General features: G+C 60.0%; 8 protein-coding genes. 7 read left to right on the forward strand and 1 reads right to left on the reverse strand.

Annotation, left to right across the window (positions count from 1 at the left end; genetic code table 11):
* Window positions 1–82: 82 nt before the first annotated feature.
* A complete protein-coding gene (locus ACQRC0_RS02475) occupies window positions 83–2536 on the reverse strand; it encodes a phosphatidylinositol-specific phospholipase C (protein ID WP_427727503.1) in 2454 nt (817 codons plus the stop codon).
* A 472-nt stretch (window positions 2537–3008) separates the two neighbouring features.
* Between ACQRC0_RS02475 and ACQRC0_RS02480 the strand changes: the two genes are divergently transcribed.
* The 7 genes from ACQRC0_RS02480 (at window position 3009) to ACQRC0_RS02510 (ending at window position 14864) form a co-directional block, all read left to right on the forward strand.
* Window positions 3009–3641: a cyclodeaminase/cyclohydrolase family protein gene (locus tag ACQRC0_RS02480; RefSeq protein ID WP_427727505.1), complete on the forward strand. Its 633-nt coding sequence runs from the start codon at window positions 3009–3011 to the stop codon at window positions 3639–3641.
* 2 nt (window positions 3642–3643) lie between these two features.
* Window positions 3644–4498 (forward strand): bifunctional 5,10-methylenetetrahydrofolate dehydrogenase/5,10-methenyltetrahydrofolate cyclohydrolase, encoded by an 855-nt coding sequence (locus tag ACQRC0_RS02485; RefSeq protein ID WP_427727508.1) that lies wholly within the window; start codon window positions 3644–3646, stop codon window positions 4496–4498.
* Window positions 4499–4597: 99 nt separating this feature from the next.
* Window positions 4598–6121 (forward strand): C69 family dipeptidase, encoded by a 1524-nt coding sequence (locus ACQRC0_RS02490; RefSeq protein WP_427727511.1) that lies wholly within the window; start codon window positions 4598–4600, stop codon window positions 6119–6121.
* Between the two features lie 149 nt (window positions 6122–6270).
* Window positions 6271–6681, forward strand: coding sequence for a hypothetical protein (locus ACQRC0_RS02495; protein ID WP_229770640.1), 411 nt, complete (start codon window positions 6271–6273; stop codon window positions 6679–6681).
* An 8-nt stretch (window positions 6682–6689) separates the two neighbouring features.
* Entirely contained in the window at window positions 6690–8453 is a 1764-nt protein-coding gene (locus ACQRC0_RS02500; protein ID WP_427727514.1) for an ABC1 kinase family protein, read from the forward strand.
* Window positions 8454–9119: 666 nt separating this feature from the next.
* Window positions 9120–13946 carry a DUF4430 domain-containing protein gene (locus ACQRC0_RS02505; RefSeq protein WP_427727517.1) on the forward strand — a complete coding sequence of 1609 codons (4827 nt, stop codon included), beginning with the start codon at window positions 9120–9122 and terminating at the stop codon, window positions 13944–13946.
* A gap of 9 nt (window positions 13947–13955) precedes the next feature.
* Window positions 13956–14864, forward strand: a complete 909-nt coding sequence (locus ACQRC0_RS02510) for a DUF4430 domain-containing protein (RefSeq protein WP_427727518.1) — start codon at window positions 13956–13958, stop codon at window positions 14862–14864.
* Window positions 14865–15020: the final 156 nt, after the last annotated feature.

Consider the following 15020-nt stretch of genomic DNA (forward strand, 5'->3'; position numbering starts at 1 on the left):
TTCGGGCCACGGTAAAAATCGGGGGCGCAGAACGGTATCCTGCGCCCCCGATTGAGTCGATGTGTCCAAACGGTCGGCTTGCCTATTCGCTAGCGCCTTCGCTGTCTTCGCGGTCGTTGACAAGCATTGCTGCGCCGGCGACCGTTGTAGCTATGGCGGCGGCAGCGAGCCCGGCGGCAATGCCAGAGCCGTCGCCCGTGTCGGCGAGCTTTCCGCCCGAGCCCTTGCCCTTGTTGCCCTTACCGTTCTTGTTCGCGCTGCCCGCGTTGGCGCCGGCGCCGCCTGCACTGTCCGAGGCCGCTACGGTAAAGCTTGCGGCTCCGTCGCTGGCGAGCGTGTAGTTCTGCGCCGCGTCGCCCAACAGGTCTTTTTTCGCACGCACCCAGTACGTTCCCGCGGCAAATGCCTCACCCTCGGCCATCGCCGTTCCCGGAGCGCCGTTTGCATCGTGCATAAACTCGAGTTGGGCGGTGCAGGCATCGTTTTCGAGCTTGCCCTCGAGTGACGCCGTAATCTTGGCGCGCACGTCCTCGCCGGCCTTAAGGCCCTCGAGCCCCTTAAAATGGGGTGTCAACGCGCGCGGATCGATATCGATGGGCACGGAGCCCCGCAGCGCCGTAACGGTCTCGTTGCCCAAGGCGTCGACATCCACATATACGATTTCAAACACATGGCCCGAAGCCGCCACGTTGAGTACGTTGCTGCTGTCGACGAGGCGGAAATAGCCCTTGCCAACGGTCTTGCCATCCTGGAGCGAGGCATCGCTCGGCGAGTCGCCGTACGTCATGCGCATGCGGGTCGGGAGGTGGTACGAAGCCGTCTGCTTGTGCTCCGTATTGTAATTGCGCTGATAGATGCTCCGGGCCAGCGCCGCATCAACAAAGTCGGATGCGATGATGCCAATGTGCTTGAGGTAATCTGGCTCTGTTTCCTCGGTGCCGTCGGGATTGATGTACGGGCTCTTGTACAGATGCTCGTTGACCACTCGCGCTGCGGTAAAAGGGTTGTTTTGCGTGCAGCTGGTGTAGTTGATAGACCAGCAGCGCTCCGTTGCCTGCATCGTTGTTTCATCCGCGGCAGTGATATCTACGGTGTTGCGCTTGAGTTCGGACGCTGCCTTCAGGGCGCTATCGACCCATGCTATCTTACTGGATCCCGTGCAGCTGTAATGGTCTTGGGCATATACCTTTGTGCAATAGGGCTCTATGTTGCCCGCATTGCCCGTAGCCTCAAAGCCTTGCGCGTCTTTGACGAGACACATAGAGGAGCTGTCTGAGTGTGCTGCGATTTTGTCGTCCCATTCGGTGAGGTCGAGACCCCACGTGCGGCCGTTTGCGCTGCTGCCGGCGAGTCCAAATCGACGCAGCAGGACGATCTTTCCGCGCGCCTCGCCCAGTGTGGGAACGTGGCTCGACGTGTAGAACAGATTGGGATTATCGTCCATAACCTTGGCGAAAGCCGTCGTAGCACTTTCGTCGGTGGCTTCGTTGTTGCCTCGTGACACAAGCATGATGAGCGCTTCTGACGAGTGTTCGTTCAAAAATGTTTTGAAGTAACCGATGACATCGGAGAGCTGCATATAGTGCCCGTCTTTTTTGAACAGGTAGCCTCTTCCATGGACGATTCCGGGGTCGTCGTGCTCGTTGTTCCCTCCAAGTCGGATATCAAAATAGCGAATGCCTTCGAGCAACTGCGTGGGTATGTAATCCTGCTGGCACTTTACAAGCGAGGTTTGGGGCTCGGTGTCGTTGTCGACGCTGCAGGTACTCGAATCGTGAGTTCCCGGGATGCTCAGCTCGTCGAGGTACTTGTTGTCGTCGACGTGGCTCATCCAACATGGTCCGTCGATGTAGCTGCTATACGTGGTCCAGTCGATGCTGCTAACTGTGGCATTGGTCTCGCCCATGTCGTAACCGACAAGTTCGAGTTCCCACGGAATGCTCGTCCTCTTGTGGCAGATCTTGTTGTCGTCTTGGTCTTTGCCGTCCTTTTCTATGGCCAGGTAATTAAAGTCTTTGTCCTCGTTTGTGCGGTCTCGGATGATGTAGGTTCCGTCTTGCTGGCGGTCGAACGCAAAAGAGCGGCTGGGCTTGTCGTCATGCTCGCCACTCCATACGTGGATGACCTTTCCATCTTCGTCCGAGTCGCCATCGACCGACCAAATGCTGTAGCCCGTCTTCTTGTGCTCTTCGAAATTGAGCAGGGTGCGGATGGCATACCATTTTGTATTATCTGTATCGGTCGCTACGTGCTCAAGGATGAGCTTGCTGGACGTGCCGTCATTAAATAGGTGGCAGACGTTGCCGATGACGTTGCCGTCTTCGTTGACGCTCGCGGTGCGAAAATAGCCCGCGGGGCGAAGGCGAATGACGAACTTGTCGAGGCTGGCCGCTGGATCGGCCGTGCCGTCCGCAAAGGCTGTCCGCGGACTAATGCCCAGCATGGCGGTTTCGGGCAGGCTTGCCAGAGGCGACAACGCTGCAAGTCCAAGGCCCAGCGTAAACGCTCGGCGACTGATGGCGTGATGTTCGGTCATAAATCCTCCATTCGCAGGGTGCGGCTGCGCGCTCGTTGTGGTCACTATACTGCCCAGACGTTTAAAGAAGCCGGTTTAATTGTCTGCGCGGCGCAATAAATCGGCGGGCGGACGTGTGAACTGCACCCCAAAACTTGGACGGCTTAAATAAGAACTACGCCGCAAGGGGCTGGTTCCGGCATCCTCGCGTTCGTCGGCTACCGGCATAAGAAAGTTTTTCATGATCGTGTCTCCTCATCTGTAACCGTGCATGGATTATCTGCCTTTACTGTACGCGCGGGCGGCTCGCGCGGGTGGGCCATGTGTCCCATGCTTGCGGTGCCGACGCCTATCGTGTGTCATAGAAATCCGCGATGGCCAGGTTCGCTGACGCTCATGTGCTTATGGGCTAGACTTAGCACCATTACTTGATCGATACAGTTGGCCGGCGGTTGCCGCCCGACCGATCTATATGACTTGAAGGTGCGTGCGTATGAGCCAAGAGATGATGGATAAAACCTGTCGCGGATTTGCCGAGGCACTTGCCGCGCGCGAGCCGGTTCCCGGCGGCGGTAGCGCGAGCGCCTTTGTGGGCGCGCTGGGCGCCTCGCTTTGCGGGATGGTCGCGCGCTACGGGGCGACGAACCCTGCGCTTGCCGATCGAGCGGACGATTTGGCGCACGCGTTTGCCCGGGCGGATGAGTTGGCGCAGGAACTTGTGGACCTGGTCGCCGAGGACGTTCGTGCCTACGGGCAGGTGTCCGCGGCGTACGGTATTCCGCGTGACGATCCGGCTCGACCGGCTGCGATTCAGGATGCGCTGCACGTGGCGGCTATGCCACCGTATCGCATTATGGATGCCTGCGGGCGCGCGCTGGCGCTGCTCGAGGACATGGCGGACAAGGGGTCGCGCCAGCTGCTGTCCGACGTTGCCTGCGGCGCCGTGTTCTGCCGCGCCGCCATGCAGGGTGCGAGCCTGACGCTCTTTGCCAACACCACATCTATGAAAGACCGGGCGCGCGCCGAGGAACTCGAGGCGGCGTGCGATGATCTGTTGGATACGTGGCTGCCGCGCGCCGATGCGCTGGCGCGCCGCGCCGCCGACGCCGCTAGGAAGAGGGGATAGCCATGGCAGAGCTGCTCAAAGGCGCTCCCGTTGCCCGTGCCTTGACCGAGGAACTCGCTGCTCGCTGCGCCGTCCTGCGCGAACGCGGCGTTGTGCCGACGCTGGCCATCGTTCGTGTGGGCGAGCGCGAGGACGATCTATCGTACGAGCGCGGCGCCCTCAAGCGCTGTGAGAAGGCTGGCATTGAGGCTCGCCGCGTTTTGCTTCCCGCCGATGCTTCGCAGGATGAGCTGCTGGCGGCTATTAAGGACATCAATGCCGACCCCGCCGTTCATGGGTGCCTAGTGTTTCGCCCGCTGCCCGCTGGGCTTGACGAGGATGCGGTTGCCGCGGCACTCGATCCCGCCAAGGATGTCGACTCCATGACGCCGGCTTCGCTGCTTACCACGCTTTCGGGGCGAGGCGAGGGCTTTGCTCCTTGCACGGCCGAGGCCGTGTTGGCGTTGCTGGACCATTACGGCTTTGAGCTGGATGGGGCCAAAGTCGCGGTCGTCGGTCGGTCTCTGGTGATTGGCCGTCCCGTTGCCGCCATGTTTACGGCTCGCAATGCCACGGTGACGACGTGCCATACGCACACGCGCGACCTTGCTGCCGAGTGTCGTGCGGCTGATGTAGTGGTTGCGGCCGTTGGACGCGCGCGCACGATTGGCGCGGATGCGGTTCGCGAGGGCCAGACGATCATCGATGTGGGCATTAACTGGGACGAGGCCGCTGGCAAGCTGGTCGGGGACGTCGATTTTGATGCTGCGGAGCCGATCGTTGGCGCCATCACACCCGTGCCGGGCGGCGTGGGGGCTGTGACCACCGCGATTCTCGCCAAACACGTGATCGAAGCGGCCGAGCGCACATCGAAATAGGCTTTTGACCACGGGGGCTGCCGAGGCCGTGGTTTCGCCCTTTTTGCACCGAAGCGATACACTGTTGCCGTTTGATTTTTTCGCTCAAGGAGGATGCGCATGCCGTGCACAACGATTTTGGTCGGTAAGAACGCGAGCTATGACGGGTCGACGCTGGTTGCCCGCAACGAGGACTCGCCCAATGGGGTATTTGAGCCCAAGCGCATGCGCGTAGTGCATCCCGACGAGCAGCCGCGTGTCTACACGAGTGTCCTGAGCCACCTGACCGTTGAGCTGCCCGACAATCCCATGCGTTACACAAGCGTCCCCGACGTTGTCCCGGGTCATGGCATTTGGGCCGAGGCCGGTTTCAACGAGCTCAATGTTGGCATGTCCGCAACCGAGACGCTCACCACCAACGAGCGCGTCCGCGGCGCCGATCCGCTCGTGGACTGCGTGCCCGCCAAGGGTAACGAGGGCGAGGACGGCTATGTGCCGGCGCAGCCCGGCGGTTTGGGCGAGGAGGACATGGTGACCCTGGTGCTGCCATACGCCAAATCCGCCCGCGACGGCGTGCGCATTCTGGGCGACCTGCTCGAGCGCTACGGCACCTACGAGAACAACGGCATCGCTTTTAGTGACGTTGACGAGATCTGGTGGCTCGAGACCATCGGCGGCCACCACTGGATCGCCAAGCGCGTACCCGACGACGCCTATGTGACCATGCCCAACCAGCTGGGTATCGACAGCTTTGACTTGGACGACGCCGAGGGCGCGCAGGTCGACCACATGTGCTCGGCCGACCTACGCACCTGGATGGCCGAGTGGCATCTGGACCTGACGCTGGGCGTTAAGGGCGACGGTCCCGCCGCGGTCTTTAACCCGCGCGAGGCCTTTGGCTCGCACAGCGACAGCGACCACGTCTACAACACACCGCGCGCCTGGTACATGCAGCGCTGCCTCAACCCCAGCGATGTGTGGGACGGTCCCGACGCCGACTACACGCCCGAGAGCGACGACATTCCCTGGAGTCGCGTGCCCGAGCGCAAGGTGACCCTCGAGGACATCAAGTACGTGCTCTCGAGCCACTACCAGGGCACGGAGTACGACTGCTACGGCAGCAAGGGCACGCCCGCCACACGCGGCGCCTATCGTCCCATCGGCATCAACCGCAACAGCCAGCTCGCCGTGCTGCAGCTGCGCCCCTATGCCCAGCCGGCGTATCGCGCCGTGCAGTGGATGGCGTTTGGCTCTAACTCGTTTAACGCGCTTGTGCCGCTGTACGCCAATGTCGAGACCATGCCCGAGTACTATGCCGACACGCAGGCTCGCGTGACGTCCGAGAATTTCTATTGGGCGAATCGCCTGATTGGCGCCTTGGCCGATGTCCGCTTCCATGAGTGCGGTCGCGCGGTCGAGGATTATCAGGAGAAGGTCGGCGGCATGGGCCACAAGCAGATCCACGACGTCGACGCCGTTGTAGCCGTACTGCCCGAGGCCGAGGTGCCCGCCGAGCTCGCCCGCGCCAACGAGGCCTTTGCCGAGCTTGTGCGCGTGGAGACCGATGCCCTGTTGGGTAAGGTGCTCTACACCACGAGCTGCGCCATGAAGAATTCCTTCGCGATGAACGATAACGTAAGGTAAAGATAACCTTGCAACGAGCGAGGCAAACGCCGTCAAAGGCTTTGCCTCGCTCGATTTCTATCCCGGTGCCAAACGATTTTGTGTCGTTTGCCCAATCTTGGGTACAAGTAGGCCAATGAAGTTGTTCACGATTGGAGCCAACCATGGTTATGAAATTCGATCAGCTTGTTAACGGTGCCATCAACGTGGGCTTCGGCGCTGCCGCCGTTGCCGTCGAGGGCGGCAAGAAGGTCCTCGACGACCTCAATGCCAAGGGCGAGCAGGTGCGCAAGGATGCCGGCACCCCCGATATCGCCCGCAGCGTGTCCGACATGTTCGAGCAGGCCGGCGGCACCATCTCCGACCTTACCGAGCGCTTGGGCATGCAGGGCGAGACTGCGGCCCAGCGCGTGCTCGACGAGCTCATCCTCGCCCGCGTGCGCGTCATGACCGCCCCCGAGCGCACGGCCTTTTTGGCCCATGTGCGCGACATCGTCGATTCGGTCGAGGACAACGTGACCTCGGTGCCCGTCGAGTCTGTTGAGCCCGACGATGCAGAGGACGCCGAAGAGGCCGAGTAGCAGCGCAGATGGCAGATTCCACCACCGATTACAACAATCAAGATCCCTTGGGTGACGAGACGGCGGTTGTCGATGAGGTCGAGGCCGCCGTCTCGGGCGCTCGCAAGAAGCCGCGCGCTGTCGATATGGTCCCTGAGGAGCCCGACGCGATGGCGCCGGACGAGGAATACCAGCTCACGTCGGCAGGTCGTCGTGAGCGCATTGGGCAGATCGTTCGCCTGATCAAAAAGTACCGCGTGTGGGACAACCTTACACCGGTGCGCCTGCGTCGTCTGCTCGAAGAGCTCGGCCCCATGTTCGTTAAGATGGGGCAGATTCTGGCCAACCGCTCCGAGATTTTGCCGCAGCGGTTTTGCGACGAGCTGCGCCGTCTGCGCTCCGACGTAGAGCCGGTGCCGTATGAGGTAGTGCTCCGCTGTTTGGAAGAGGAATACGGCCAACGCCTGGGGCAGATATTCGACGCGATTGACCCCAACCCGCTCGGTAGCGCGTCGCTCGCGCAGGTGCACCGCGCCCGTCTGGTGACCGGCGAGGACGTGGCCGTTAAGGTGCAGCGCCCCGGCGCGCAGCAGGTGATGGCTCAGGACATCGACATCATTCGCTCGGTGGTACGCATCGTTTCCAAGTTCGTCAACACCGACCAGTTTGTGGACCTGCATGGTGTGGTCGAAGAGTTGTGGACCTCGTTTCGCGAGGAGACCAACTTTTTGGCCGAGGCCAAAAACCTCAACGATTTCTATGACTTCCACAAAAGCGTGCATGGCGTCTCGTGTCCCAAATCCTACTTGGACCTTTGTACCGAACACGTCGTGGTCATGGACTACATTGACGGCATCTCCATTGCCGATCCCGAGCGCCTGGTGGCCGAGGGTTATGACTTGGAAAAGATTGGCGCCGCGATTGTCGAGGACTACTCGACGCAGGTGCTCGACGACGGCTTTTTCCATGCCGACCCGCATGCGGGAAACATCATCCTCAAGGACGGCATCGTCTACTTTATCGACCTGGGCATGGTCGGGCGCATGTCGAGTCACGACCGCGGTATCGTCAAGGACATGATTTTCGCCGTGGCCGAAGGCGACGTTCCCAAGCTCAAGGATTCGCTTATGCGCTTTGCCGTGACGCGCGGCGATTCGGCCGAGCTCGACCATTCGGCCTTTTTGTCCGACTTGGACTTTATCGTCGCCGACTTTGCAGGGCTCGATCTTAAGGACCTGGATATCGGCGAGTTTTTGACCTCGCTGCTAAACCTGGCGCGCAAAAACGACGTTGAGCTGCCGAGCGTGGTGACGATGTTCGCGCGCGGCATGGTGACGCTCGAGGGTCTGCTGACCGAGTATATGCCCGACGTCAACATGATCCAGATCATCCAGACGCACATCAAAAACGAGAAGAGCACCTATGCGCGCGTCCGCGAAATGGGGCACGATCTTGCCGCGAGCAGCTATCGCGCGGCAAAAGGCTCGCTCGAGGCGGCCGAGTATCTGGGCTTGGCGTCGCGCATGCTCACGCGCGGCCAGCTTAAGGTGAACACGCAGATCATGAGCAGCGATAAGGCGCTGCGACAGCTGGGTGGAATTATCGACCGCATGTCGATGGCAATTGTGATCGCCGGCCTGTTTATCGGCTCGTCGGTGGTGTACTACGCGCGCATCGAGCCGGTTGTGTTCGGTATTCCGGTCATTGGCTTTATGGGCTACGTGAGTGCGCTGGTGCTGGCGCTGATGCTGGGCCGCGAGATCTGGCGCAACAGTCACGGCGGCAAGCGTTAATGGCCCCTGGGGGACGGAGGAAAACGGATCATTTTGCCTTGCGTCGCGCCGGCGTGGGCTGGTCCGAACAAAACTATGCCGGTTTACGGGGCTGGAGCGCCGAACCTCGAGCATACCGAAATTCGCGCTTTTAAAACCGCAGGTAGATGAGTCGTTGGTTTTCGAAAATGGCAGATATGGTTGCGAAGTGCTGAATTAGCCCCGTAAACCGGCATAGTTTTGAAACGGGCTGTTCTTGCAAGGTCCGATGACAGTCCTTCCTATTGCAAACCATAGCTTTTACCTTGGGCTTTGCCTGTGTGCGGGGCCCTTTTGCGTGCTACCATATCGACAGTAATAATCGATGGCCTAGATGGTGGTGCGGAGACGCACGAATGCGCGGTTTTCCTGCGCGTTTGGGAGAATCGGGGTGCAAGTCCCCGGCTGTACCAGTAACCGTAATTCCTCTTGGTCCGGGATGGTCGCGTCGCAGATCGGACGGCGTGCCCGGGCCGGTAAGGTTAAGTCGGATCGCCTCCCATCTTGCACGCGGCCGCGGCGCATGCCGCCGGTACGCGTTGGGCTCTGGAGGGAAGGGGGACCCCGATGGGGGTACTCGAGCGCAATGTGCGCGATGACGTGGGGCAGCCGCTGGGCAATGCTCCAAGTTCAGACAATAGGAGACAAATGGATATGTTTGAGGACGAGCGCCAGCGCGCCTCGTGGCGTCGTCATGGAGCGATTGCCCGTGGCGTAGCCAAGCGCGGTCTGGTGGCGTTCCTGGCTTTTGCCATGGCTTTTGGCACCACGCCGGCGCAACTTTGGGCCGAGGGCGCCGAGGGTATTGCCGAGGCCGTGACGCAGACTGCGACGGCCGGCGAGGGCGCGGCGGCCGACGAGGGCGCCGACGATGATGCCGCTGAAAATGCCGCTGGCAGCGATAACGCGACGGCCGGTGATGCTGTCAATACAGAGGGTTCGGCTGCGCCGGCATCCGTCGCTTCCGAGCAGGGCGATGCGTCCGACTCCGTCGCCGTTTCCGCATGTTCGGCATATGTGACCGTTAACTCGGCTGAAATTGTTGATGCTGACGGCAACGGGCTTGCCTATGGCAGCGGTATCGCCAAGGTTGGCGATACCGTTAAGGTCGCAGCTTATTACAAGGACGAGTTCGGCGAAGACGAGGAGATTCTCTCCTCAGAGTACGACCAGCTGGGCTACCAGTGGTATGTCGGCAATAGCCAGTCTACCGCTCCGACGGCGTCGGGCTACACCGCTATCGAAGGCGCAACTGCTCGTGAGTTCAAGTTGACCTCCAATCTTGCCGGCAAGTATGTCGCATGCCGTGTTACGGATGGCGCCGGCGACTACGAGTTCACGGCAAGCCTCAAGTATCCCGTAGAGGCTCCTGCCGAACCCGAAGCCCTCAAGTCTGATGAGGCGAAGAAGCTGGACGAGGCGGTTGCGAAGCTCAAGGCCGATGGCTATTCAGGCTGGTATCCCAATCCATCCCAGGGAACCGATACCAACATCTGCTCCATGCTTTCGGCGAAGCTTGCCAACTTGGGCTACTCGGATATCAAGGTTTCGCTTGCGGGCGTAACCTATGGCGGTCGCGATCCCAAGCAGGATGGCGGCATCGCGGATGATGGAAAGATTTCCTATTTCTTCCTGTCTCCTGCAGATAAGACTTCCGCGCTTGATTACTCGCTGCTTCGCCAGTTTACGCCGACGTATACGCTGACGCTTGGCTCCGAGAGTGTGTCGTATACGCCCGGTCGCGCATCGACGCTCGCATGGGACGGCGGCAAGGTCATCGCCTATCTTAAGGCGGCGTGGGCTCATGCTGAGGGTCTGCCCGACGAGATTGAGGCGGGCGTCACGCAGGGAACGCTTCCCAGCTCAATCAGCATCAACGGTATAAAGGTTGCTTCTATTGTCTGGATGAGTCTTGATGACTCTGTTGCCAAGGTGAATTCCAGCTACGGCGATCCGACGGTTACGTATACCCACGGTATGACCGACCAGATTGCTTGGCTCACGGCTACGCTCTCGCTGGCGGTTCCTGGCTACAATAATGCCCCGTCAAACGGGACGGCTTATCTTGTCACCTATACCGTCAAGGCGAAAACTCCGGAGCAGATCGATGCCGAAAAGGCCGAGCTGTCAGCTGCGCTTGACCGCATTGTGCTCAAGGATTTCGCTACCAACAAGGTAATCGATGCCAATGCCGTTGAGGGCGACATCCAGCTGCCCCGTCGTTCTGGTATCGACGCTCCATCCGGCGCCAAGCTCTCCTATGCATCGAACGATGAGGCTGTTGCGAAGGTCAACGGCTACCGCGTGGTTGTTACCCGTGATATCAAAGGCGTCTCGAATGAAGTAGTTATTACGGCTACGCTTGCCAAGGACGGCATAACCGTAACGCGCGACATCGTCATCAAGGTTAAGCCCATCGACGATTCCGAGATTGACCAAGCTGTGGCATTTATGCAGCAGGTCAAGGATGCCTACGCAAAGTCTCTGCTCGGCGCCAACGCTTCGGTTGACGCGGTTACCGAGAATCTGTCGACCTTTGCCGAGGCGGTGCCTACGGCAGACGGCGGCATCGAGTACCGCAAGGGTAAGGACAGCAAGCTGTCCGGCGTTGTGGCAGCAGACCTTCCTGGATACGACGCGATGCCGGGGAACGACTGGCGCACGTATCGCACGAGCGACACCTCGGTCATCTCGAACGAAAATCTAAAGGTGACGCGCCCCAAGGCCGATACCCTTGTTACGGTCGAGAGCAACCTGACGTACGCCAAGTACGAATCTCTGGCGAAGGCGCATCCCGAGAACGCTAAGCTGCAGAGCCTCATTAACCAGAGCGTTAAGGCGACGTATCGCGTTGTTGGTACGGTCGATCATTCCGACCCCAAGATTTCTGTTGCCTTTAAGCTCGTTGGTATCGACGCCGACGGCAACGACGAGGTTTGGGCCGATTCCGCCAAGAGTGTCGTTTACGGATCGACTGCCGGCGATGTGATTGAAGACGCTCTAAAGGGCATGACCCATACCGCGACCGGTGTGGGCACGGCGAGTTACTATCTGAGTGATATCACTTCGGCGGATGGTCGCAAGCTGGGCTGGGATGCGTCGACGCGCAAGTACTGGCAGCTGTTTGTTAACGGGAAGGCATCTGAGGTCGGCGCCGGCCAGGTTCACCTCGCCCCCGGCGATAGCGTCGTGCTCTACTATTCCGCTTCTGGCGCAAGCCTTGACGATGCGAGTAGGGCTACCGTCAAAGCCTCGGTGAGCTTCATCGGACCGGATGAGAATGGCGGCAACTCCGTATGGGCGTTTGCCAGCGACGTCAAGATGTCTGATGGATCCACCGCTGCCGATCTTACCGAGCAGGAGCTCAAGGCCGCAGGTCTCACCTATGACAGCCAGGATACGTCCGGTGCGTCGTTCTACCTTGCCAGCATCACCCGCAACGGTAAGACCTATGGCTGGGACCAGTCGACCGGTAGGTACTGGCAGCTCTATGTCAACGGCGAGTATTCTCAAAAGATGGCGGGCCAGATTACCCTCAAGCCGGGGGACAAGGTCCAGTGGGTCTATGCTGCAGACGCCGAGAAGCCCCTCGAGGGCCTCATCGTCAATCCCTTCGCTTCGCGTCCGGACTGGACCGCAAACTGGAACGGCTTTGGCAATGCGGGCGGCACAACGCTCGTGAACACGCCGACGCCTACCGAGTCTGCCGCGGAGCTGTGGAAGGTCAATCTGGCCACGGCTGCCGATAAGTGGGTTTCGCTGGGCGACCCCATCATTGCGGGCGGCTACGTTTTCGTTACCACGAACTCCGAGCTCGTCAAGATCGACAACACGGGCAAGGTTGTTGCGCGCGTTTCCAAGGGCGGGACCACTTACTATTTCTCGCGTCCTGTGTACGCGGATGGTCTGATTATCTCGGCAAACGACGATGGTTCCGTGTACGCCTTTTCTGCCGAGACACTTGAGTGCGTGTGGAAGACCTCTGCGCTCGAGGCTCCTGCCGCGGGCGGGCGCTATCAGGCGAATTCGACCATGACGGTGGCGAACGGCTGTGTATACGTCGAGTTTGTCACGGGTGCCGGTGCTTCCGGTACCGCAGCGGGCGGGGCCATGGTTTGCATCGATATTGCGACGGGCAAGATCGTCTGGTCGGATGTCACCACAAAGACCGGTTCCTCGACCGGCGAGGGTTATTACTGGGCGGGTGCTGCCGTTTCCGGCTCCGATCTTGTTATCGGTGACGAGAGCGGTTGCGTGAAGCTCATTGACGGTAAATCCGGCAAGGTCAAATCTTCTGTGAGCCTGTCTGGAAATCCCGTTCGTGCAACGATCGTCTCTGCTGGCACCGAGGGTGGCAACCCGGTCTTTTTGGCGATCGGTCGTCAGCCGGCTACGCTCTATAAGATTGTTCGTGAGGGCGACATGCTTCGTATTGTCGGCTCTTGCGCATTTGCGAACACCTCGACCTCTACGCCTGCCGTGGCAAACGGCAAGGTCTATGTTGGCGGAAGCGACTCCTCGAATAACGGCCAGTTCACGGTTGTCGACCTTGCGTCCATGAAGGTCGAGAAAACTCTCGATATGGGCAAAATGGCCGAGGTCAAAGCCTCTCCGATTGCATCTGTGCAGGGCAGCGATGTCTACGTGTACTTTACCTGCAACAAGACTCCGGGCGCTGTCTACTGCTTTAACCAGTCAACTGGCGAGGCTGTGGAGATCTATACGCCGTCTGACTCCAATGCGAACTATTGCACTGCAAGCGTGATCGCCGATGTCCAGGGCAACCTTTACTACACCAACGATTCCGGTACGCTATTTGCTCTCAAGGCTGCTCCGGGTTATACGGTGGCCTTCGATACGCGCGGTGGCAGCACGGTTCCCAGCGCTATGACCGCACAAAACAAGACCATGGTTGCCCCTGCGAACCCCGAGCGCTCCGGTTATACCTTTGCAGGCTGGTATAAGGATGCCGATTGTACTCAGGCTTGGGATTTCTCCAAAGACGTCGTGACGGCCGATATGACGCTCTACGCCAAGTGGACCAAGAATGCCGTTACCCCTGGCGGCAACGGTGACTCTGGCTCCAATGGCGGCAATGGCGGCTCCAATGGCGGTTCGGGTAATGCCGGTACTGGTTCTGGCTCCGGTAACGGCACAAACGGCCAGCAGAGTGGCGGCGCTGTTTCGCCTGGGCAGAAGCCGGTATCGTTGACCACGACCGAGACCAAGGACGGCAAGGATTCCAAGAAGGATTCCGGCAAGGGCGACAAGAAGGACAGCAAGAAGTCTGACAAGAAGTCCAGCAAGTCCAGCTCCAAGTCCGATACGGGCTCGGCTGCCGTGACTACCACCGGGAAGTCCGCTGAGGCTCCGGCGCAGCAGTCTGGCTTCAACCCGCTCGCCATTGTCGGCGTAGCGGCCGGCGTGATCGGGCTTGCGGTCATTGGCGTGTTCGTGTTTACCAAGCGCCGGTAGGTGAGAGCCGTGTCCAATAAACCTCAGGATGCCGACTCCAAGCAACCCGACTCGTCGTTTATTCAGCTCGACGATGCTAAGCAAAAGGGCGCCGCTTCGGCGGCGTCCGCCCCTCGGCGCAAGGCGCTACTTGGCTCTCTGACGGCCGTCTGCATCGCGCTGATTGTCGTCTCGCTGGGCTTTGTTCACCCTTCTGCCAGCGGCGCCTGGTCCATCGATTGGATTGCGCGGGCTGTGACAGGGGAGAGCGTCGTTGCCAAGGATGCTTCGCTTTCCGGCTCGACTACCGCTTCGGGCAAGGCTGCGCCCAAGGACTCCAAATCTTCGGACAATGCGATGGACGGGTCCAAGGACTCGAATGAATCGGATTCCAAGGACGCTTCCGAGTCTTCGGACAAGAAGTCGGGCAAGGAATCGAAAGAGAAGAAGTCCGAAGGCAAGGGCGGCAAGAAGTCCAACAACGCGTCTGCCGGACAGGGATCCGAATCCGCTGGTGGATCGAGTTCTTCAAACGGCTCCTCTTCGGGCGGCGGCTCGGCGGCCGGCGGTGGGTCTGCATCCAACAGCGGCAACGCTTCTGCTGGCAATCAGGGCAGCTCGCAGCAGCCTGGCTACGTTACCGTGACGGTCTCTGTGACGTCGAGTGCCGTGGGTAACCCGGTGTCTTCTGGCGGTACGTTCACCTTCAACGAGGGCGCTACCCCCTACGATGCCCTGTGCGCCCTGGGCCTTTCCGTCAATGCGCACGGCTCATCGTACGGCACGTATGTCGCCGCTATCGGCGGTTTGGCCGAGAAGGAGCACGGTGGTACAAGCGGCTGGATGTACTCTGTCAACGGCGTAACGCCCAACACGGCTTGCAGCAACTACGCTCTCTCCAATGGCGACAGCGTGGTCTGGTATTACGTAACGGGCTAAATGCCTTGACATAGCGCACGGAGCGGACGGTTCGGACAAACACCCGAGCCGCCCGCTTTTAATACGGATGGGATGGGGTTCCTCAATCGAGGTTCAACCGGAAATTGCATCCTACTCTGAAGGTGAATTCCGGGACGCAATTTCCGCATCAGCATC

Source organism: Collinsella sp. SGI.033, assembly GCF_050315135.1.
Lineage (GTDB): Bacteria > Actinomycetota > Coriobacteriia > Coriobacteriales > Coriobacteriaceae > Collinsella.

What these genes read in the sequence shown, in the direction of transcription:
- ACQRC0_RS02480 (WP_427727505.1), top strand. Translation starts at nt 3,009, where the DNA reads ATGAGCCAAGAGATGATGGATAAAACCTGTCGCGGATTTGCCGAGGCA.
- ACQRC0_RS02500 (WP_427727514.1), top strand. Translation starts at nt 6,690, where the DNA reads ATGGCAGATTCCACCACCGATTACAACAATCAAGATCCCTTGGGTGAC.
- ACQRC0_RS02485 (WP_427727508.1), top strand. Translation starts at nt 3,644, where the DNA reads ATGGCAGAGCTGCTCAAAGGCGCTCCCGTTGCCCGTGCCTTGACCGAG.
- ACQRC0_RS02490 (WP_427727511.1), top strand. Translation starts at nt 4,598, where the DNA reads ATGCCGTGCACAACGATTTTGGTCGGTAAGAACGCGAGCTATGACGGG.
- ACQRC0_RS02505 (WP_427727517.1), top strand. Translation starts at nt 9,120, where the DNA reads ATGGATATGTTTGAGGACGAGCGCCAGCGCGCCTCGTGGCGTCGTCAT.
- ACQRC0_RS02475 (WP_427727503.1), bottom strand. Translation starts at nt 2,536, where the DNA reads ATGACCGAACATCACGCCATCAGTCGCCGAGCGTTTACGCTGGGCCTT.
- ACQRC0_RS02495 (WP_229770640.1), top strand. Translation starts at nt 6,271, where the DNA reads ATGAAATTCGATCAGCTTGTTAACGGTGCCATCAACGTGGGCTTCGGC.